This is a genomic window from Variovorax soli NBRC 106424 (assembly GCF_001591385.1).
GTDB classification, from domain to species: Bacteria; Pseudomonadota; Gammaproteobacteria; order Burkholderiales; family Burkholderiaceae_C; genus Variovorax; species Variovorax soli.
In genome coordinates, this window is the sequence record NZ_BCUU01000022.1 from 41226 (window position 1) to 59941 (window position 18716).

General features: G+C 68.5%; 19 protein-coding genes. 15 read left to right on the forward strand and 4 right to left on the reverse strand.

Annotated features, from left to right (window positions below):
- Window positions 1-94 precede the first annotated feature (94 nt).
- From hutH to hutG, 9 genes are all read left to right on the forward strand, one after another.
- Window positions 95-1642, forward strand: a complete 1548-nt coding sequence (gene hutH, locus VSO01S_RS09235) for a histidine ammonia-lyase (RefSeq protein WP_068641613.1) — start codon at window positions 95-97, stop codon at window positions 1640-1642.
- A gap of 22 nt (window positions 1643-1664) precedes the next feature.
- Entirely contained in the window at window positions 1665-3392 is a 1728-nt protein-coding gene (gene hutU, locus VSO01S_RS09240) for a urocanate hydratase (protein WP_068641615.1), read from the forward strand.
- 10 nt (window positions 3393-3402) lie between these two features.
- Window positions 3403-4035 carry an IclR family transcriptional regulator gene (locus VSO01S_RS09245; protein WP_245684156.1) on the forward strand — a complete coding sequence of 211 codons (633 nt, stop codon included), beginning with the start codon at window positions 3403-3405 and terminating at the stop codon, window positions 4033-4035.
- A 55-nt stretch (window positions 4036-4090) separates the two neighbouring features.
- Window positions 4091-4834, forward strand: a complete 744-nt coding sequence (locus VSO01S_RS09250; RefSeq protein ID WP_068641617.1) for a transporter substrate-binding domain-containing protein — start codon at window positions 4091-4093, stop codon at window positions 4832-4834.
- 116 nt (window positions 4835-4950) lie between these two features.
- Complete coding sequence (locus VSO01S_RS09255) at window positions 4951-5619, forward strand: amino acid ABC transporter permease (protein WP_068641619.1); 669 nt, start codon at window positions 4951-4953, stop codon at window positions 5617-5619.
- Complete coding sequence (locus VSO01S_RS09260) at window positions 5616-6185, forward strand: HutD/Ves family protein (RefSeq protein ID WP_068641622.1); 570 nt, start codon at window positions 5616-5618, stop codon at window positions 6183-6185. The genes VSO01S_RS09255 and VSO01S_RS09260 overlap by 4 nt, the downstream gene beginning before the upstream one ends.
- Before the next feature lie 33 nt (window positions 6186-6218).
- Window positions 6219-7502 carry an imidazolonepropionase gene (gene hutI, locus VSO01S_RS09265; RefSeq protein ID WP_068641623.1) on the forward strand — a complete coding sequence of 428 codons (1284 nt, stop codon included), beginning with the start codon at window positions 6219-6221 and terminating at the stop codon, window positions 7500-7502.
- Entirely contained in the window at window positions 7499-8881 is a 1383-nt protein-coding gene (locus VSO01S_RS09270; RefSeq protein ID WP_068641628.1) for a formimidoylglutamate deiminase, read from the forward strand. The genes hutI and VSO01S_RS09270 overlap by 4 nt, the downstream gene beginning before the upstream one ends.
- A gap of 8 nt (window positions 8882-8889) precedes the next feature.
- Window positions 8890-9714, forward strand: a complete 825-nt coding sequence (gene hutG / locus VSO01S_RS09275) for an N-formylglutamate deformylase (protein WP_068641649.1) — start codon at window positions 8890-8892, stop codon at window positions 9712-9714.
- Between the two features lie 67 nt (window positions 9715-9781).
- Here the strand turns inward: hutG and VSO01S_RS28150 are convergent, their stop codons facing one another.
- Together VSO01S_RS28150 and VSO01S_RS27970 are read right to left on the reverse strand one after the other, a co-directional pair.
- A complete protein-coding gene (locus tag VSO01S_RS28150; protein ID WP_281179821.1) occupies window positions 9782-9904 on the reverse strand; it encodes a hypothetical protein in 123 nt (40 codons plus the stop codon).
- A gap of 114 nt (window positions 9905-10018) precedes the next feature.
- A complete protein-coding gene (locus tag VSO01S_RS27970; RefSeq protein ID WP_245684154.1) occupies window positions 10019-10447 on the reverse strand; it encodes a hypothetical protein in 429 nt (142 codons plus the stop codon).
- A gap of 264 nt (window positions 10448-10711) precedes the next feature.
- Between VSO01S_RS27970 and VSO01S_RS09285 the strand changes: the two genes are divergently transcribed.
- Window positions 10712-11758, forward strand: coding sequence for a homocysteine S-methyltransferase family protein (locus VSO01S_RS09285; protein ID WP_068641629.1), 1047 nt, complete (start codon window positions 10712-10714; stop codon window positions 11756-11758).
- Between the two features lie 18 nt (window positions 11759-11776).
- Here the strand turns inward: VSO01S_RS09285 and VSO01S_RS09290 are convergent, their stop codons facing one another.
- Window positions 11777-12940, reverse strand: coding sequence for a mandelate racemase/muconate lactonizing enzyme family protein (locus VSO01S_RS09290; RefSeq protein ID WP_068641630.1), 1164 nt, complete (start codon window positions 12938-12940; stop codon window positions 11777-11779).
- On the reverse strand, window positions 12937-13671 hold the full coding sequence (locus tag VSO01S_RS09295) for a GntR family transcriptional regulator (protein WP_068641631.1): 735 nt from the start codon (window positions 13669-13671) through the stop codon (window positions 12937-12939). The genes VSO01S_RS09290 and VSO01S_RS09295 overlap by 4 nt, the downstream gene beginning before the upstream one ends.
- Window positions 13672-13784: 113 nt before the next feature.
- On the opposite strand from VSO01S_RS09295, the gene VSO01S_RS09300 reads away from it, so the two are divergent.
- The 5 genes from VSO01S_RS09300 to VSO01S_RS09320 all read left to right on the forward strand — a co-directional run.
- Window positions 13785-14552, forward strand: a complete 768-nt coding sequence (locus VSO01S_RS09300; RefSeq protein ID WP_068641632.1) for an ABC transporter permease — start codon at window positions 13785-13787, stop codon at window positions 14550-14552.
- Window positions 14553-14563: 11 nt separating this feature from the next.
- The gene (locus tag VSO01S_RS09305) at window positions 14564-15403 is read left to right on the forward strand and encodes an ABC transporter ATP-binding protein (RefSeq protein WP_068641634.1); all 840 of its coding nucleotides are present in this window, start codon (window positions 14564-14566) and stop codon (window positions 15401-15403) included.
- Window positions 15404-15478: 75 nt separating this feature from the next.
- A complete protein-coding gene (locus VSO01S_RS09310; protein WP_068641635.1) occupies window positions 15479-16489 on the forward strand; it encodes an ABC transporter substrate-binding protein in 1011 nt (336 codons plus the stop codon).
- A gap of 4 nt (window positions 16490-16493) precedes the next feature.
- Window positions 16494-18119 carry a GMC family oxidoreductase gene (locus VSO01S_RS09315; RefSeq protein ID WP_068641636.1) on the forward strand — a complete coding sequence of 542 codons (1626 nt, stop codon included), beginning with the start codon at window positions 16494-16496 and terminating at the stop codon, window positions 18117-18119.
- A 94-nt stretch (window positions 18120-18213) separates the two neighbouring features.
- On the forward strand, window positions 18214-18716 hold a 503-nt coding region (locus VSO01S_RS09320; RefSeq protein WP_153305190.1), incomplete at its 3' end, for an SH3 domain-containing protein.

The window sequence follows — 18716 nt, forward strand, 5'->3', positions numbered from 1 at the left end:
CTTGGGGCGGCCCGGCGGCGTCCGCCTTTCCTTCGCTAATGCGACCTTGCGATGTGCGTTCGCACGAAACCACTTGTATAGACAACTTACGAACATGAACACCCAGACTGTCACACTCGACCCCGGCCATGTGAACCTGGCCCTGCTGCGCCGCATCCATGCCGGCGGCGTGCAACTGCAGATGGCGGCTTCGACCGCCGAAGGGCTGCTGGCCGCGCAGGCGGCGGTGCAGCGCATCGTGGACCACGACGAAGTGGTCTACGGCATCAACACCGGCTTCGGCAAGCTGGCCAGCACCAAGATCGGCAGCGACCACCTGGCCGAGCTGCAGCGCAACCTGGTGCTCTCGCACAGCGTGGGCACGGGCGACCCCATCGATGCGGCCGTGGTGCGCCTCATCCTGGCCACCAAGGCGGTGAGCCTGGCGCGCGGCCATTCGGGCGTGCGGCCTGCGCTGGTCGAGGCGCTGCTGGGGCTCTTCAACGCCGGCATCACGCCGGTGATTCCGTGCAAGGGCTCGGTGGGCGCCTCGGGCGACCTGGCGCCGCTGGCGCACATGGCCTGCGTGCTGATCGGCGAAGGCGAGGCCTTCACCGCCGAGGGCGAGCGCGTGAGCGGCCGCGAAGCGATGAAGCGCGTGGGCCTCGAGCCCATCGTGCTCGGCCCCAAGGAGGGGCTGGCGCTGCTCAACGGCACGCAGGTGTCGACCGCCTTCGCGCTGGCGGGCCTGTTCGGCGCCGAGAACGTGTTCGCCTCGGCACTGATGTCGGGCGCGCTGTCGATCGAAGCCATCCAGGGTTCCATCAAGCCTTTCGATGCGCGCATCCATGCCGCGCGCGGCCAGGCCGGCCAGATCGCCGTGGCTGCCGCCGTGCGCGCGGCGCTCGACGGCAGCGCGATCATTCCCTCGCACCCCGACTGCGGCCGCGTGCAGGATCCGTATTCCATCCGCTGCATTCCGCAGGTGATGGGCGCATGCCTGGACAACCTCTCGCACGCCGCCCGCGTGCTGGTCATCGAAGCCAATGCCGCGTCCGACAACCCGCTGGTCTTCACCGACACCGGTGAAGTGATTTCGGGTGGCAACTTCCACGCCGAGCCGGTGGCCTTCGCCGCCGACATCATCGCGCTGGCGGTGAGCGAGATCGGCGCCATCACCGAGCGCCGCCTGGCGCTGCTGCTGGACACGGGCCTGTCGGGGCTGCCACCCTTCCTGGTGCACGACGGCGGCCTCAACTCCGGCTTCATGATCGCGCAGGTCACGGCCGCCGCGCTGGCTGCCGAGAACCAGTGCCTGGCCAACCCCAGCAGCGTGACCAGCCTGCCCACCTCGGCCAACCAGGAAGACCATGTGTCAATGGCGACCTACGGCGGCCGCCGCCTGCAGGACATGGTGCGCAACACGGCCGTCATCGTCGGCATCGAGGCCATGGCCGCCGTGCAGGGCATCGAGCTCAAGCGCACGCCCGCCAGCCTGCGCAGCTCCAAGCCGGTGGAAAACGAAATCGCCCGCATCCGCCAGAAGGTGGCGTTCATGGAGCGCGACCGCTACCTGGCCCCCGACATCGAGGCCATGCAGCAATGGGCGCTGCGGGCCGACCTGCCTGCCGCACTGCTCGACTTCCTGCCCAGCCACGCCTGAAACCTTTAGGAGAACCGTCACCATGAACGCACCCGAAAAGTCCTTCGTCGCCCAGGCCGCTGCCGTGGGCACCCGCCACGACCCCAGCCGCAAGATCGCGGCGCCCACCGGCACGCAGCTGTCGTGCAAGAGCTGGCTCACGGAAGCGCCCTTCCGCATGATCCAGAACAACCTGCACCCCGACGTGGCCGAGCGGCCCGAAGACCTGGTGGTGTACGGCGGCATCGGCCGCGCCGCGCGCAACTGGGAATGCTTCGACCAGATCCTGGCCTCGCTCAAGGACCTGGAAGCCGACGAGACGCTTCTGGTGCAGTCGGGCAAGCCGGTGGGCGTGTTCAAGACGCATGAGAACGCGCCGCGCGTGCTGCTGGCCAACTCCAACCTGGTGCCCAAGTGGGCCAACTGGGAGCACTTCAACGAGCTGGACCGCAAGGGCCTCTTCATGTACGGCCAGATGACCGCCGGCAGCTGGATCTACATCGGCAGCCAGGGCATCGTGCAGGGCACCTTCGAGACTTTTGTCGAAGCCGGCCGCCAGCACTACAACAACGACCTGTCCGGCAAATGGGTGCTCACCGCCGGCCTGGGCGGCATGGGCGGCGCGCAGCCGCTGGCGGCCACGCTGGCCGGCGCCTGCTCGCTGAACATCGAGTGCAACCAGACCAGCATCGACTTCCGCCTGCGCACCCGCTACGTGGACAAGCAGGCCAAGGACATCGACGACGCGCTGGCGCTCATCAAGCACCACACCGGGCGCAAGGAAGCCGTCTCCATCGCCCTGCTGGGCAACGCGGCCGAGATCCTGCCGGAACTGGTCAAGCGCGCGAAGGCCGGCGGCCCCAGGCCCGACATCGTCACCGACCAGACCTCGGCGCACGACCTCATCCACGGCTACCTGCCCATGGGCTGGACCATCGGCGAATGGAAGGCCGCCATGGCCGACCCGGGCCAGCACCCCACGCTGAAGAAGGCCGCCGCGCAAAGCTGCAAGGTGCATGTGCAGGCCATGCTGGACTTCCACGCCATGGGCGTGCCCACGGTGGACTACGGCAACAACATCCGCCAGGTGGCTTTCGACGAAGGCCTCTCCAACGCGTTCGACTTCCCCGGCTTCGTGCCCGCCTACATCCGCCCGCTGTTCTGCGAAGGCAAGGGCCCGTTCCGCTGGGTGGCGCTGTCGGGCGATCCGGAGGACATCTACAAGACGGACGCCAAGATCAAGGAGCTGTTCCCGAACAACAAGCACACGCACCGCTGGCTCGACATGGCCAAGGAGCGCATCGCCTTCCAGGGCCTGCCGGCGCGCATCTGCTGGCTGGGCCTGGGCGAGCGGCACATCGCGGGCCTGGCCTTCAACGAGATGGTGAAGAAGGGCGAGCTGAAGGCGCCTGTCGTCATCGGCCGCGACCACCTGGACACCGGCTCGGTGGCCAGCCCCAACCGCGAGACCGAAGGCATGAAGGACGGCACCGACGCGGTGAGCGACTGGCCGCTGCTCAACGCCATGCTCAACACGGCAGGCGGCGCCACCTGGGTGAGCCTGCACCACGGCGGCGGCGTGGGCATGGGCTACTCGCAGCACTCGGGCATGGTCATCGTGTGCGACGGCACCGACGAAGCCGAGAAGCGCCTGGCGCGTGTGCTGGTCAACGACTGCGGCTCGGGCGTGATGCGCCATGCCGACGCCGGCTACGAACTGGCCATTGCCACGGCCAAGAAGTTCGGGCTGAAGCTGCCGATGATCAAGTAATGTGTTGACGATGACCACCGGCCTGTCGCAAAGCACGCTGTACCGGCAGATCGCCATGCTGCGGCGCTGGGGCTTCGTCATGGAAAGCGACGGGCGCTACTCGCCCGGCCCGGTCAGCGTGCAGCTGGCCAGCGGTTTCGACGACAACTCCGACCTGGTGATGGCCGCGCGCACCGAGATGCGTGCGCTGGCCCGCCAGAGCCACGAGAGCGTGGCCCTGGTCACCATGGTGAACGAGCGCGTCGTGTGCCTGGAAATGGTCGACAGCGAGCAGTCGCTGCGCTGCTCCTTCGACCGCGGCCGCAGCGTGCCGGCCCGCGACGGTGCCAGCGCCAAGTGCCTGATGGCCCACCTGCCCACCGACCAGCGCGACGCGCTGCTCGATGCGCTGGGCGAGCCGCCCGAGCGCCGCGCCGAGCGAGCGGCCGAGCTGGATGCGATCCGCGCGGCCGGCCATGCGGTCACGCAGGGCGAGGTCGACGCCGGCGTGTGGGGCGCCAGCGCACCGGTGCTCGGCGCCGGCCGTCGGCTGCGCGGTGCCATCACGCTCATGGCGCCGCTCACGCGCGTCGAAGGCATGGAAGCTGCATTGATCCACATGACCGTCGTCACGGCGGCCCGCATCTCGCGCGCGCTCCAGTAGCGCGGCTTGTTCTTCTTCTCCCTCCTTCTTCTTCAACCATTCACCAGGAAGACTCATGACCACTCGCCGCACCCTCGTCGCCGCCGCCCTGTCCGGCTTTGCATTCTTCGGTTGGGCCGGTGCCGCGCAGGCGCAGGGCGAGCCGCTGCGCGTTGCCACCGACGCCACCTTCCCGCCCATGGAGTTCGTGGAGAACGGCCAGCGCACCGGCTTCGACGTGGAGCTGGTCGAGGCCATCGGCAAGGTGCTGGGCCGCAAGATCGAGTGGATCGACATCGACTTCAAGGGCCTGGTGCCGGGCCTCGTGTCCAAGCGCTTCGACATGGCCGTCTCGGGCATCTACATCACCGACGAGCGCAAGAAGGTGGTCGACTTCACCGTGCCCTACTACGCGGGCGGCCTCGTGGTCATGGTGAAGGACGGCAACACGGCGATCAAGACGCCGGCCGACATCAACGGCAAGAAGGTCAGCGTGCAGGTGGGCACCAAGTCGGTGGCCTACACCAAGGAGAAGTTCCCGCAGGTGCAGCTGATGGAAGTCGAGAAGAACCAGGAGATGTTCAACCTGGTGGACATCGGCCGCGCCGACGCCGCCGTCACCGGCAAGCCCGCCGCCTACCAGTACGTGCGCACCCGCGGCGGCCTGAAGGTGCTGCCCGAGCAGATCACCACCGAGGAATACGGCATGGCCATCCGCAAGGACACGCCCGAGCTGACCAAGGCGGTGAACGGCGCCATCGCCAAGCTCAAGGCCGACGGCACCTACGACGCCATCGTGAAGAAGTGGTTCAAGCAATGACGACCCCCCAGCTTTTCACGCGCTGCGCACGTGTAACGCCACCCCCCGAGGGGGAGGCGCGGCCGGCTTGGGGCGGCCCGGCGCTCGGCCGCCTCGGCTGCACGATGGAGTAGCGAATGGATCTGGACTTTTCTCCAGTCTGGGAAGGCTGGCCCGCGCTGCTGCGCGGCGCGCTGATCACGGTCGAGATCACGGCCTGCGCGCTGGCGTTGGGCTGCGTGCTCGGCCTGCTGGTCGGCATCGGACGCCTGAACCCGCAGCGGCGCTGGCTCTACGGCCTGTGCACCGCCTACGTGGCGGCCATCCGCGGCACGCCGCTGCTGGTTCAGCTGTTCATCCTGTTCTTCGGCCTGCCGCATTTCGGCATCCTGCTGCCGGCTTTCGTGTGCGGCGTGCTGGGCTTGGGCGTGTATTCGGGCGCCTATGTGTCGGAGATCGTGCGCGGCTCGATCCAGTCCATCGACAAGGGCCAGACCATGGCCGCGCTGTCGCTGGGCATGACGCCGGCGCAGGCCATGCGCCAGATCGTGCTGCCGCAGGCGGTGGTGCGCATGATTCCGCCGCTGGGCAACGAGTTCATCGCGCTCATCAAGAACTCGGCGCTGGTGTCGCTGCTCACCATCCACGACGTGATGCACGAGGGCCAGAAGATCATCAGCGTGTCGTACCGCTCGCTGGAGGTGTACCTGGCCATTGCGGTGGTGTACTTCGTGCTCACGGGCACGGTGACGCTGGTGCTGCGCCACTTCGAGCAGCGGCTGCGCCAGGGTGGGCTGGTGCGATGAGCGTGCAGGCCTTCTCGCGCGCCACGCTGCCCGCCATGCCGTGGAAGAACGGCGGCGGCACGACGCAGCAGATTGCCAGCTGGCCGGCCGGCGCCGGCCTCGATGCCTTCGGCTGGCGCGTGAGCATCGCCTGCATTGCGGCGCCCGGGCCTTTCTCGGTGTTCGCCGGCATCGACCGCAGCATCATGCTGCTCGAAGGCGACGGTGTGCGGCTCTTCACGTCGGACGGCCGTATCGACCACCGGCTCGACCGGCCGCACGCGCCCTTTTCCTTCAGCGGCGACGAGGCCATCGATTGCACCTTGCTGGGCGGTGCATCGCACGATTTCAACGTGATGACGCGGCGCGGCCAATGGCGCGCCGAGGTCCAGGTGCTGGCACAGGCCGCCACGCTGGCCGCGGCGCCGCATGGCGTGCTGCTTGCCTTGCGCGGCGGATGGCGGCTCAATGAGGAGCCGTGTGGCGAAGGCGAGGGACGGTGCTGGGAAGACGAGCCGCGAGCATGGCAGGTGCAGCCCGACAGCGCCGACGCGCGGCTGGCCGCGGTGCGCATCGTGCCGGCCTGAACCCGTCCGGCCGCCGGTGCAAGAGAGAAGGACATGAAGAACACCCAAGCATTCCCCTCGGCCGATGGCCTGTGGACCGGCCTGCGCCTGGCCCCCGGCGCAGCGCCCGACGTGCAACTGGACGATGCGAACGCATCGGCCGCCATCGTGGTCGAGCAAGGCCATATCCGCTGGGTCGGCGCACGCGCGGCCCTGCCCGCGGCGTACGCCGCCCTGCCGACGCACGATGGCGGCGGCGCGCTCGTCACGCCGGGCCTGGTGGATTGCCACACGCACCTGGTCTATGGCGGGCGCCGCGCCAACGAATTCGCCATGCGGCTGGCAGGCGCCAGCTATGAAGAAGTGGCCAAGGCCGGCGGCGGCATCGTCTCCACCGTGCGCGCCACGCGCGAGGCCAGCGAAGACGAGCTGTTCGAATCCGCCGCCGCGCGCCTGCAGGCGCTGCTGGCCGACGGCGTGTGCGCCATCGAGATCAAGTCGGGCTACGGCCTGGCGCTCGGGCACGAGCGCAAGCAGCTGCGCGTGGCGCGGCGCCTGGGCGAGGCTTTCGGCGTCACGGTGAAGACCACCTTCCTGGGGGCGCATGCGCTGCCGCCCGAATACGCGGGCCGCAGTGCGGACTACATCGACCTCGTCTGCAAGGAGATGCTCCCCGCGCTCGCGGCCGAAGGCCTGGTGGACGCGGTCGACGTGTTCTGCGAACGCATCGCCTTCTCGCTGGCCGAGACCGAGCAGGTGTTCCAGGCCGCCAAGGCCCTGGGACTGCCGGTGAAGCTGCACGCGGAGCAGCTGTCGGACATGGACGGCGCCGCGCTGGCTGCGCGCTACGGTGCGCTGTCGTGCGACCACATCGAGCACCTGTCGGCCAAGGGCATCGCGGAGATGAAGAAGGCCGGCACCGTGGCCGTGCTGCTGCCCGGCGCCTACTACACGCTGCGCGACACGCACCTGCCGCCCATCGAGGCGCTGCGCGAAGCGGGCGTGCCGATGGCGGTGTCGACCGACCACAACCCCGGCACGTCGCCGGCGCTGAGCCTGCTGCTGATGGTCAACATGGCGTGCACGCTGTTCCGCCTGACGGTGCCCGAAGCGATCGCCGGTGTCACGCAGCATGCGGCGCGCGCCCTGGGCCTGCAAGATACGCATGGCCGCATCGCCGTGGGTCTGCCTGCCAACTTCGTGCTCTGGAAGCTGAGCGAGGCGGCCGAGCTGGCCTACTGGTTCGGCCAGCGCCCGATCCATGCCGTGGTGCGGCAGGGCCGCGTGTACTTTCCCTCTCCCTCTGGGAACGGGCAGGGTGAGGGCATGCGGCCATGAGCAAGGTTCTCCATGCGTCAGACGCGCTGCTTCCCACCGGCTGGGCCAAGGATGTCTTGCTGACCTGGGATGCATCGGGCCAGCTCACGCAGGTGCAAGCCGGCACATCGAGGCCCAAGGATGCGGCCGTCGCCAAGGGCCCGGTGATTCCGGGCATGCCCAACCTGCATTCGCATGCCTTCCAGCGCGGCTTCGCAGGGCTGACTGAACACCGCGCCGGTGAGCAGGACAGCTTCTGGAGCTGGCGCACGCTCATGTACCGCTTTGCCGCGCGCCTGGGCCCGGAGCACATGGAGGCCATCGCCACCTGGCTCTATGCCGAGATGCTCGAGGCCGGCTACACGAGCGTGTGCGAATTTCAGTACGTTCACCACCAGGCCGATGGCCGTGCGTATGCGGACGACGCGACCTTGAGCCTGGCGCTCCTGCGCGCCGCCACCAAAGTTGGCATCGGCTTCACGCTGCTGCCGGTGCTCTACCAGACCAGCGGCTTCGGCGCGCTGCCGCCCAACGAAGGGCAGCGCCGCTTCATCCGCTCCACCGAGTCGATGCTCGGCTTGCTCGAATCGCTCAAGCCGGTGTGCGAGGCGCAAGGCGCGCGCCTGGGCCTGGCGCCGCACTCGCTGCGCGCCGTGCCGCCCGCGGCACTGCGCGATGCCGTGGCCGGCTTGAGCGCCATGGACCCAGGCGCCCCCATCCACATCCACATCGCCGAGCAGACCAAGGAGGTCGACGATTGCGTGGCCTGGAGCGGCCAGCGCCCGGTGGAATGGCTGCTGGACCACGCGCCCGTCGACGCCCGCTGGTGCCTGGTGCATGCCACGCACATGAGCGATGACGAATACCGGCGCGGAGCCGCCAGCGGCGCCGTGGCGGGCCTGTGCCCCACGACCGAGGCCAACCTGGGCGACGGCATCTTCGACTTCGTCAAATGGCGCGACCACGGCGGCGCGTGGGGCGTGGGCTCGGACAGCCATGCCACCGTCAACGCGGCCGAGGAACTGTTGATGCTCGAATACAGCCAGCGCTTCGCCAGCCGCCAGCGCAACGTTGGCGCCACGGCCGCGCAGCCGCATGTGGCCACGGCCCTCACGCTGGCGGCCGTGCAGGGCGGGGCCCAGGCCGCGGGGCGCCCCGTGGCCGGCCTGGCCGCCGGCCAGCGGGCCGACTTCGTCGTGCTCGATGCGCAGCACCTCGCGCTGCAAGGCCTGGGCGCGCCCGACATGCTCTCGGCCCACGTCTTCGCCAGCCACCGCACCTCGGCCGTCGATGCCGTGTGGGTGGGGGGCCGCGAGCGCGTGAGCGCCGGGCGCCACGCACTTCACGATGACGCTGCCAAGGGCTTTGTCGCCGCGCGCAGCCAGCTTCTCAAGGATTGATCGATACCATGGCCTTCTTCATCACCCAGGAACCGCCGTTCCGTTTCCGCCAGGGCACGCGCCCGCTGCTCATTTCCATGCCGCATGTCGGCACCCACGTGCCGCCGGCGCTGGCCGCGCGCTTCACCGGCGAGGCGCGCCATGTGCCGGACACCGACTGGCACCTGGAGCAGCTGTATGACTTTGCCGACGAACTGGGCGCCTCGGTGCTGGTGGCCACGCACTCGCGCTACGTCATCGACCTGAACCGTCCGCCGGATGGCGCGAGCCTGTATCCCGGCCAGAGCGTGACGGGCCTGTGCCCCGTCGACACCTTCGACGACACGCCCGTCTATGCCGACGCCAAGGATCTGCCAGGAGAAGAGGAGATTGCGCAGCGACGCGACGCGATCTGGAAGCCCTACCACGCCAAGCTGGCCGAGGAACTCGCGCGCATCAAGGCTGCGCATGGCGTGGCCGCCTTGTGGGACGCGCATTCCATCCGCTCGGTGCTGCCGCGCTTCTTCGAAGGCAAGCTCCCCGACCTCAACCTGGGCACGGCCGACGGCGCCAGCTGCGACCCGGCCCTGGCGCAGACGCTGCTGAACATTGCCAAGTCGGCCACCGGATACACCGGCGTGCTCAACGGCCGCTTCAAGGGCGGCCACATCACGCGCCACCATGGCAACCCGGCCGGTGGCGTGCATGCCGTGCAGCTGGAGATGACGCAGTCGAGCTACATGCAGGAGGCCTTGCCCTTCGACTACCTGCCCGAGGTGGCGGCGGGCGTGAAGCCGCATGTGCGCAGGATGCTGGAGGCGGTGCTTGCATTTGTGGAAGGGCCGGCACCTTGATGCTGTGCGACACGCTCGCTTGAGGGTGTCGGCTACGAGAGGGTGTGGGCCTTTTTGATGGCCATGGTCACGTGTCCAGCGCGCCGGGTTTCTTCAGGGCCTTCTTGTCTTCGGAAGCGATGCGCCGCTCGACCTTTTTTACGTCTTCTGCCGGTGGCAGGTTTTCGGGTCGGATGCCACGTTCCAACAAGGTGTTGCGAACGGCTTCATTGTTGGTGATGTGCTCCTTGGAGATGGCGCGCTCGCTGCCCAGCTTGTGTTCGCGCGCATTGAAGATCGTGATCTCGGTGGCGAAATCCTTCGCCTAGAGGATGATGGTCGGCGCGAAGTCGGCCAGCGGTCGGCCGTCGGGCACTTTCCATTGCGCCTTCATGGCCTGGGTGGATTTACTGAACAGGGCTTGGTCGCCCTTACTGCGGATGAGCGCGAAGTCCTGGGTGCCGCCTGTCTGCTCGAAGATCACGTCGGAGAGTTCCTTTTCTGTTGCGCTGAGCTTCCGGCGGGCAGACACGCGCTCGGCGTCGAGCAGGCGTTGCTCGATCAATTCCGCGCGGCGGGTCTGGACGGCGAAGTAGGTCTGGGCAAATGCAATTTCCTGCTTCTTGGGGTCGCCGTTCTGGGCGATGAGGTAGCAGGCGTAGCGGGTGAGCATGAGGTCGTCCACTTCGCGCTGGCTGCCGGAGCCGAGGTCGACCAATTTCCCGACGTCGGCAAGATGGGTCGGCGACGGCATGTCCAGAGACTTCGCAAGCGGTCTTGGCCTTGGACACCACGTTCAGAAAGTTGTCCCACTTGGTATAGCCCAGTAGGTGCTGCAGATCGCGGGCCAGCCAATACTCAATGCCACTATCTGTCTGTTGCGCATGACCTTCGAAGGTCGCCGTCAATGCATGGATAAGTTCGGTTTTCATGTGTTCTCCCTCCGGTTGTGCAGCTCAATCATTGCGCAAAAACCAGCCGACGTGTCGGTGATGTCCCGCTTCCTACAATCGGGGGCATGAAGCCCATCGCCTACACCCGCGCCCAGCAATTGCCCGGCATCCTGGCCGAGCGCATCGCCATCCTCGACGGCGCCATGGGCACCATGATCCAGCGCTTCAAGCTCACCGAAGCGCAATACCGGGGCGAGCGCTTCAAGGACTTCGAGCGCGACGTGAAGGGCAACAACGAGCTGCTCTCGCTCACCCGCCCCGACGTGATCCGCGACATCCACGAGGGCTACCTCGCCGCCGGCGCCGACCTCATCGAGACCAACACCTTCGGCGCCACCCGCATCGCGCAGGAGGACTACAAGATGGCCGACCTGGCGCGCGAGATGAACCTCGAATCGGCCAAGCTCGCGCGGGCCGCCTGCGACAAGTTCAGCACGCCCGACAAGCCGCGCTTCGTGGCCGGCGCGCTCGGCCCCACGCCCAAGACGGCCAGCATCAGCCCCGACGTGAACGACCCCGGCGCACGCAACGTGGGCTTCGAGGAGCTGCGCGCTTCCTATTACGAGCAGGTCGAGGCGCTGGTGGAAGGCGGCGCCGACGTGCTGCTGGTGGAAACCATCTTCGACACGCTCAATGCCAAGGCCGCGCTCTACGCCATCGACGAGTACTTCGAGGCGAGCGGCGAGCGCCTGCCCATCATCATCAGCGGCACGGTCACCGACGCCTCGGGCCGCATCTTGAGCGGGCAGACGGTCACCGCCTTCTGGCACAGTGTGCGGCATGCGCAGCCGCTGGCCATCGGCCTGAACTGTGCGCTGGGTGCGGCGCTGATGCGCCCCTACATCCAGGAGCTGGCCAAGGTGGCGGAAGACACCTTCATCAGCTGCTACCCCAACGCCGGGCTGCCCAATCCGATGAGCGACACGGGCTTCGACGAAACGCCCGAAGTCACCTCGCGCCTGTTGCACGAGTTCGCGGCCGAGGGGCTGGTGAACATCGTCGGCGGCTGCTGCGGCACCACGCCGGACCATATCGCGGCCATCGGCGCTGCGGTGAAGCCGCTGGCGGCGCGCAGCGTGCAGGCCAACGGCTTCTACCGCGAAGCGGCCTGAGCCACCGGGCCTTCAGTTTCAGGAAAGCGCGACCGGCCGGGCCACCGAGGCCGCCACGCCGGCCACGTCCGGCGGTGCGCCGATGCCGGGTGTCTCGTCGTCGAGCGTGACCCAGCCATCGTCGATGTCGCAGAGCTGCGGGCTGAGCGCGCTGCGCAGCGGGTTGTCGTTGGAATCGATCTCCAGCAAGCCGTCGCCTCCGGCGGCGGCCAGCAGATGCGCCGAGGCCAGCAGGCCCAGCCCGCCGCCCAGGTAGTGTGGGCAGTAGCGCAGGCCCGCGGCGCGGGCGCGCTGCACCACCGGCCAGCAGGCCGAGATGCCGCCCCACTTGGCCGCGTCGGGCTGCATCACGCTGAAGACCCTGGCCGCGATGGCGGCGTCGAAAGCCTCATCACCGGCCAGGTTCTCGCCGCCGGCCAGCGGCATCGGCGCCTGGGCCTTCAACTGCTGCCATTCGGACCAGGGGCGGTCGGCGCGCAGTGGTTCTTCCAGCCAGCCCAGGTGCAAAGGCGCGAGGCGCGGCGCCATCGACAGGGCCTCCTGCAGCGTCCAGGCCTGGTTCGCATCGGCCATCAGGGGCGTGGATTCACCCAGCTCCCGTCGCAGCGCCGCAAGGTTCTCGATGTCGCGCTCGGCGCCGAAGCCCACCTTGAGCTTGAAGGCGCAATGGCCGGCCGAGCGCATCTGCTGGGCCATCTCCACCGATCCTTGCGGATTGATGCCGCTGGCATAGACCGGAATGCGCGAGCGCTGAGCGCCCAGGTAGCGCCACAGCGGCTGGCCGGCACGGCGGGCTGCGAGGTCCCACAGGGCGAGGTCGATGCCGGCGATGGCCTGCGCCATGGGGCCGGGCTCGCCCGACTGGATGGCCAGCACCGCGGTCTGGCGCGTGAGCGACTCCCAGGCCGCTGCCGGGCCGCCGAAGGCCTGGCCCTGCAGCAGCGGCGCCATCACGGAGTGCAGCAGCCGCGCCCGGTGCTCCGCGCCGCAGGCCGGAAAGTTGCACCACACCTCGCCCCAGCCCTCGGCGCCGTCTTCGTCCTGCACCTGCACGAATAGCGCCGGCCGGTCGGTCATGGTGCCGAAGGAAGTGCGCACCGGCACCTTCACCGGGTAGCGGAACACGTGCGCCTGAACGCTGGCGATGCGAAGCGGCGCGCGGGGCAGGGCGGTTTCGTTCATGGCAACAGGTTCATCTCCACGTGGATGGCGTCGCCGCGGTAGGTGACTTCGCCCAGGTAGACGACCCGGTCGCTGTCGTCCCGAAAGATGCGGCGCACTTCGGCCGTGGGCGAATTGACCGGCACGTCCAGCAGCCGCGCCACTTCCATGTCTGCGGTGCCGATGGTGAGCACCTGGTGCGCCTTGGCGATGCGCAGGCTCTTGAGGCCCACCAGGATCGGAATCACCGGTTCGTCGCGAAAGCGCCTGGGCGAGCGGCGGAAGACCGGCTCGGCCAGGTGGATGTTGATCACGCAATAGGGCTGGCCCTGGCGCGAGTGCACCCGGCGCATGAACACATAGCGCTCGGCCGGCACGCCTTCGCCCGGCTGCAGCGCCGGTGCGCTGGTGGATTCGTCGATGTTGACGATCTGCGGCTCGGTGTCGGCGTACATGCTCGCCAGGGATTCCAGCGAGGTCTGCACGCTGAGCCAGCGCTCGCTCGGCTGGCCGGTGACGAAGGTGCCGCGGCCCTGCTGCGGCGACAGCAGGCCGTCGCGCGCCAGCATGTCGACCGCCTGGCGCACGGTGACGCGCGCCACGCCGAACTCCTGGACCAGTTCATCGAGCGAGGGCAGGCGATGGCCCTGCGGCCACTGACCGCGCGCGATGCGCTGGCGCATCAGCTGTGCGAGCTGCAGGTAGCGCGGCGTGGGGTTGTCGCCGAAGTAGGGTGAATTCGGGCTTGCCATCCTGAGCCATCTAAAGGTATGGTCTATAGAACGTTTAAACCAATATAGCAGAAGGAACCGGGCTCGCGCCACTCCGATTGCAAGCAAGGCGAAGACCAGGAGACAGGACCACCATGCCCCGAAACACGGCCATGCGCCGAGTTGCATTGATTCTCTTGCCGTGGGTGCTGCTGCTGGCGCTGTGGTATGCGCTGCGCTACAGCGGCCTGGTCAACCCGGCGCTGGTTCCCGCGCCGCACGAGGTGGCGCAGCGCTTTGCGGCGCTCATGCAGGACCGGCTGCCCATGGACATCCTCATGTCCACCCAGCGCGTGTTCATCGGCGTGGCGCTGGGCACGCTGGCGGCGGTGCCGGTGGGATTCTGCCTGGGCTGGTACCGGGGCCTGCGCACCTTCATCGACCCGGTGATCAACTTCTTCCGCGCGCTGCCGCCCATTGCGCTCATTCCGCTGGTGATCGTGTACTTCGGCATCGGCGAGATCGCCAAGACGGTGATTCTGTTCTACGCATCCTTCTTCGCCGGCGTGATCGTCATGTACGAGGGCATCGCGCAGATCAGCCCGATCTACGTGCGGGTGGCGCGCACGCTGGGCGCGAACGACCTGGAGATTTTCGGCCGCGTGATCGTGCCGCTGACCGTGCCGCACATCCTCACCGCGGTGCGCGTCGCGCTGGGCGTGGCGTGGGCCACGCTGGTGGCGTCGGAGCTCATCGCGGCGCAGCAGGGCCTGGGCGCGCTGATCCAGAACGCATCGGCCTTCTTCCAGCTCGACATCATCTATGTCGGGATCATCTGCATCGGCTTCATCGCGCTGGCGATGGACCTGCTGCTGCGCGCCGCCACGCGGCGCATGGTGGCCTGGCAGGACCGGCTGGCATGAGCAACGCTGCGATGAACGCCCCCGTGAACGCCCCCGTCAGTGCCGCAGCCGAACCGCGCGTGCGCTTCGAGAACGTGGTGGTCGAATTCCCCACCGCGCAAGGGCCGATGCGCGTGCTGGACGGCCTCTCGCTGGACATTTGCCAGGGTGAGTTCGTCTCCATCATCGGCCCTTCGGGCTGCGGCAAGACCACGCTCATGAACATGCTGGCGGGCTTCCTGCAGCCCACGCGGGGGCGCGTGCTGCTCGACGGCAAAGAGGTCTCGGGGCCGGGGCCGGACCGCGGCGTGATCTTCCAGGAATACGGCGTCTTCCCGTGGCTCACGGTGCGGCAGAACATCGCCTTCGGCTTGCGGCTCGCGTCCAACAAGACGCCCAGGCCGGAGCATGCCGCCGTCGTCGAGCGCTACATGCGCCTGATGGGCCTGGCCGATTTCGCCGACCACTTTCCCAAGCACCTGTCGGGCGGCATGCGCCAGCGCCTGGCACTGGCACGCGCCTACGCCGTGCGGCCCGAGTTCCTGCTGATGGACGAGCCCTTCGGCGCGCTTGACGCACAGACCCGCACCGCCATGCAGGACCTGCTGCTGGAGGTGCTGCAGGCCGAAGGCAAGACGGTGATGCTGATCACGCACTCGGTGGACGAGGCGATCTACCTGTCCTCGCGCATCGTCGTGGTCACCGCGCGGCCGGCGCGCATCCGCACGGTGATCGAGGTGCCCTTCGGCTACCCGCGCGGCGAGGCGGTGCACGAAGACCCGCGCTTCGCGCAGCTGCGTGCGCAGATTCGCGAGCTGGTGATGCAGGAGTACGCCGCGCAGTCGAAGCAGCAGGTGCGCCTGTCGGATTGAACTTGCAGTGCCCCGGCGCCGAATGCCGGAGATCGATTCCTGGTAGAGCTAGACGAGAAAGAAAGGAAACGCGACATGTCCATCCAACGCAGAAGCATCCTTCGCGGCGGCGCCGCGCTGGCCGCCACGGCGGCCTCCGGTCTCGCCTTGCCCGCCTGGGCACAGGCGCGCACCAAGGTCAATGTCGGCTACCTGCACACGCCGGCGGTCGACGGGCAGATCTGGCTGGGCCAGGAAATGGGCACCTTCGCCAAGCAGGGCCTGGACCTGCAACTGCGCCAGTTCACCACCGGCCTCGAGCTTTTCCAGGCGATGGTGGGCGGCAGCCTGGACGTGCTGGCCACCGGCGCCGTGCTGTCGAACTTTCCGGCGCGCGGGCAGGGCAAGGTCTTTCTCATCAACAACATCGAATACGCCACGGCGCAGCTGTGGGTGCGCCCGGAGGCGGGCATCAAGACACTGGCCGACCTGAAGGGCAAGCAGATCTCCACCACCACCGGCACCACCGCGCACGTGTTCCTGGACCGTGCGCTGCGCTCGGTGTCGCTGGACCCGGCCAAGGACGTGCGCATCGTCAATCAGCGCATGTCGGAGGCGGTGACCTCCTTCATCTCGGGGGCGGTGCCCGCGGTGGCGCTGTGGTCGCCCTTCGACACCACGGTGCGCGAGAAGGTCCCCGGTGCCGTGAAGGTCATCGACGCCTCGGCCTTCTTCCCGCAGGCGGCCATCGTCGGCGGCTGGGCGGCGCGCAACGACTTCTTCGAGAAGAACAAGCCGGTGCTGGGCAAGATCATCGCCGGCTGGCTGCCGGCGAACGAGCGCATGTTCAGCGACCCGGACGGCGCTGCCACTGCGCTGCAGAAGTCGCAGTACAAGGAAGTGCCGCTGGACCAGTTCAAGGAGCAGTTCAAGGCCAGCAAGTACTACTCGTCGGCCGACTGGCGCACCAAGTACGCCGACGGCACGGTGACCAACTGGCTGCAGCAGGTGACCGACTTCTTCGTCTCCAACGCGAACATCCAGAACGCGCTGACGGCCAGGCAGTACTTCGATCCGTCGCTGTTCACGGCCCAGGTCAAGGCTTGACGGGATGAGCGTGCCGGCAGCGGAAGGCTTCGACTACATCATCGTCGGCGGCGGCTCCGCCGGCTGCGTGCTGGCCAACCGCCTGAGCGCCGACCCACGGCGGCGCGTGCTGCTGCTGGAGGCTGGCAGCGCCAGCCGGCATTTCTGGCTTCGGCTGCCGGTGGGCTATTTCCGCTCGATCTACGACACGCGCTTTTCCTGGCAGTTCGAGACCGAGCCGCAAGCCGAGACCGGCGGGCGGCGCATCGTGTGGCCGCGCGGCAAGGTGCTGGGCGGCTCCAGCGCCATCAACGGTTTGATCTACATCCGCGGCCAGCGCGCCGATTTCGACGACTGGGCGCGCGCTGCCGGAGGCTCCGCCGCCACGGGTTGGAGCTACCGCGAGCTCTTGCCCTTCTTCAAGAAATCCGAGCGCTACGACGGCGGCGAAACCGAGTTCCATGGCGGCTCGGGCGAGTTGCGCGTGTCGGACCTGCGCAATGACCATCCCTACTGCGCCGCATGGCTGGCGGCCGGCGCGCAGGCGGGCTTTGCCAGCAGCGACGACTTCAACGGCGCGCAGGACGAAGGCCTGGGCGCCTACCAGCTCACGCTGGGCGGGCGCTGGCGCTGCGATGCGGCCACTGCCTTCCTGGCGCCGGTGCGGCACCGCGCGAACCTGCAGATCCGCTGCGGCGTGCAGGTCAGCCGCGTATTGATCGAGGGGGGGCGCGCCGTGGGCGTTGAATGGGCGGGCGAAGACGGCCAGCCTGCGAGCGCGCGAGCCGACGCGGAGGTCATCCTCTCCGCCGGCGCCTTGCAGACGCCGCAGCTGCTTCAGCTCTCGGGCATCGGCCCGGCCGACGCCCTGCGTGCGCTGGGCATCGGGGTGCAAGCCGATGCGCCCGAGGTCGGCGCCAACCTGCAGGACCACTACCAGGCGCGCGTCATCGTCAAGCTGCGACAGCGCCTGTCGCTCAACGACCAGGTGCGCAGCCCGCTGGGCCTGGCGAAGATGGGCGCGCAGTGGCTGTTCCAGCAGCGCGGACCGCTCACCGTCGGCGCGGGGCAGGTCGGCGGCATGGTGCGCACGGCAGCGGCCAAGGACCGCCGCGCCGATGTGCTCTTCAACGTGATGCCGCTGTCGGTCGACAAGCCGGGCGATGCGCTGCACGGGTTCTCGGGCTTTTCCGCCTCGGCCGCCCAATGCCGGCCCGAGTCGCGCGGCAGCGTCATGCTGCGCAGCGCCGACCCCGCGGCGCCGCCGCGCATCGTCACCAACTACCTCACCGAGCCGCACGATGTGAAAGTGCTGGTGGAGGGGCTGAAGATGCTGCGCGAGATCTACGCCCAGCCGCCCTTTCGCGACCTGGTGACGGGCGAGGAATACCTCCCCGGAAACGGCGTGCGGGACGACGCCCAGCTGGCGCGCTTCGCGCGCGAGAAGGGCGGCACGGTATTCCATCCCGTGGGCACCTGCCGCATGGGCGGCGACGGGCGCTCGGTGGTCGATGCGCAATTGCGCGTGCGCGGCATCGAGCGCCTGCGCGTGATCGACGCCTCCATCATACCGGCGATGACCTCGGCCAACACCAATGCCGCCGCCATCGTCATCGGGGAGAAGGGCGCCGATCTCGTGCTGGCCGGCTGATCCCTGTTGCGGCCGCGCGGCGATGCGGCCTTGGCTGATTGACAGAAGCGGCGAATCGCGGCCTCATGCCCGCATGCCTCGGAGCCCTTTCATCATGAAGAAACAACAAGAACAAGACCATCCGTCCTTTCGCTGGCGGTGGCGCCTGACGCAAGGCGTGGCGGCCGGACTGCTGGCCCTGCCGCTGGGCGCATTGGCACAGCAAGCCTTCACGCGCGCCGGCGTCAGCCTGATGGCGGGGCCCGGCAACAGCTACCCGGTGGTCGCCATGCTCGGCGAAGGCCAGCCGGTGGATGTGATGGGCTGCACCCGCGGCTACGGCTGGTGCGATGTCGTGCTGCCCGACGGCCTGCGCGGATGGCTCTACGCGGCGGTGCTCGAGTATCCCTACCAGGGAACGCCGGTGCCGCTGCCGGGCTATGCCGCGGTCATCGGCGTGCCGATCATCACTTTCACCATCGGCAGCTACTGGGGGCGCTACTACCGGGACCGGCCGTGGTACCCCGAGCCGCGCTGGTGGGGCGGCCGCACGCCGCCGCCACCCACGCCGGGCTGGCGCCCGCCGCCGCCTTCGCGGCCCAGCTGGCAGCCGCATGC

Excerpts from the sequence above, each read along its gene's own strand:
- VSO01S_RS09250 (WP_068641617.1), top strand. The coding sequence starts at position 4,091 with ATGACCACTCGCCGCACCCTCGTCGCCGCCGCCCTGTCCGGCTTTGCA.
- VSO01S_RS09285 (WP_068641629.1), top strand. The coding sequence starts at position 10,712 with ATGAAGCCCATCGCCTACACCCGCGCCCAGCAATTGCCCGGCATCCTG.
- VSO01S_RS09295 (WP_068641631.1), bottom strand. The coding sequence starts at position 13,671 with ATGGCAAGCCCGAATTCACCCTACTTCGGCGACAACCCCACGCCGCGC.
- hutU (WP_068641615.1), top strand. The coding sequence starts at position 1,665 with ATGAACGCACCCGAAAAGTCCTTCGTCGCCCAGGCCGCTGCCGTGGGC.
- VSO01S_RS09300 (WP_068641632.1), top strand. The coding sequence starts at position 13,785 with ATGCCCCGAAACACGGCCATGCGCCGAGTTGCATTGATTCTCTTGCCG.
- VSO01S_RS27970 (WP_245684154.1), bottom strand. The coding sequence starts at position 10,447 with ATGCCGTCGCCGACCCATCTTGCCGACGTCGGGAAATTGGTCGACCTC.
- VSO01S_RS09305 (WP_068641634.1), top strand. The coding sequence starts at position 14,564 with ATGAACGCCCCCGTGAACGCCCCCGTCAGTGCCGCAGCCGAACCGCGC.
- hutH (WP_068641613.1), top strand. The coding sequence starts at position 95 with ATGAACACCCAGACTGTCACACTCGACCCCGGCCATGTGAACCTGGCC.
- VSO01S_RS09260 (WP_068641622.1), top strand. The coding sequence starts at position 5,616 with ATGAGCGTGCAGGCCTTCTCGCGCGCCACGCTGCCCGCCATGCCGTGG.
- hutI (WP_068641623.1), top strand. The coding sequence starts at position 6,219 with ATGAAGAACACCCAAGCATTCCCCTCGGCCGATGGCCTGTGGACCGGC.
- VSO01S_RS09255 (WP_068641619.1), top strand. The coding sequence starts at position 4,951 with ATGGATCTGGACTTTTCTCCAGTCTGGGAAGGCTGGCCCGCGCTGCTG.
- VSO01S_RS09270 (WP_068641628.1), top strand. The coding sequence starts at position 7,499 with ATGAGCAAGGTTCTCCATGCGTCAGACGCGCTGCTTCCCACCGGCTGG.
- hutG (WP_068641649.1), top strand. The coding sequence starts at position 8,890 with ATGGCCTTCTTCATCACCCAGGAACCGCCGTTCCGTTTCCGCCAGGGC.
- VSO01S_RS09315 (WP_068641636.1), top strand. The coding sequence starts at position 16,494 with ATGAGCGTGCCGGCAGCGGAAGGCTTCGACTACATCATCGTCGGCGGC.
- VSO01S_RS09245 (WP_245684156.1), top strand. The coding sequence starts at position 3,403 with ATGACCACCGGCCTGTCGCAAAGCACGCTGTACCGGCAGATCGCCATG.
- VSO01S_RS09290 (WP_068641630.1), bottom strand. The coding sequence starts at position 12,940 with ATGAACGAAACCGCCCTGCCCCGCGCGCCGCTTCGCATCGCCAGCGTT.
- VSO01S_RS09310 (WP_068641635.1), top strand. The coding sequence starts at position 15,479 with ATGTCCATCCAACGCAGAAGCATCCTTCGCGGCGGCGCCGCGCTGGCC.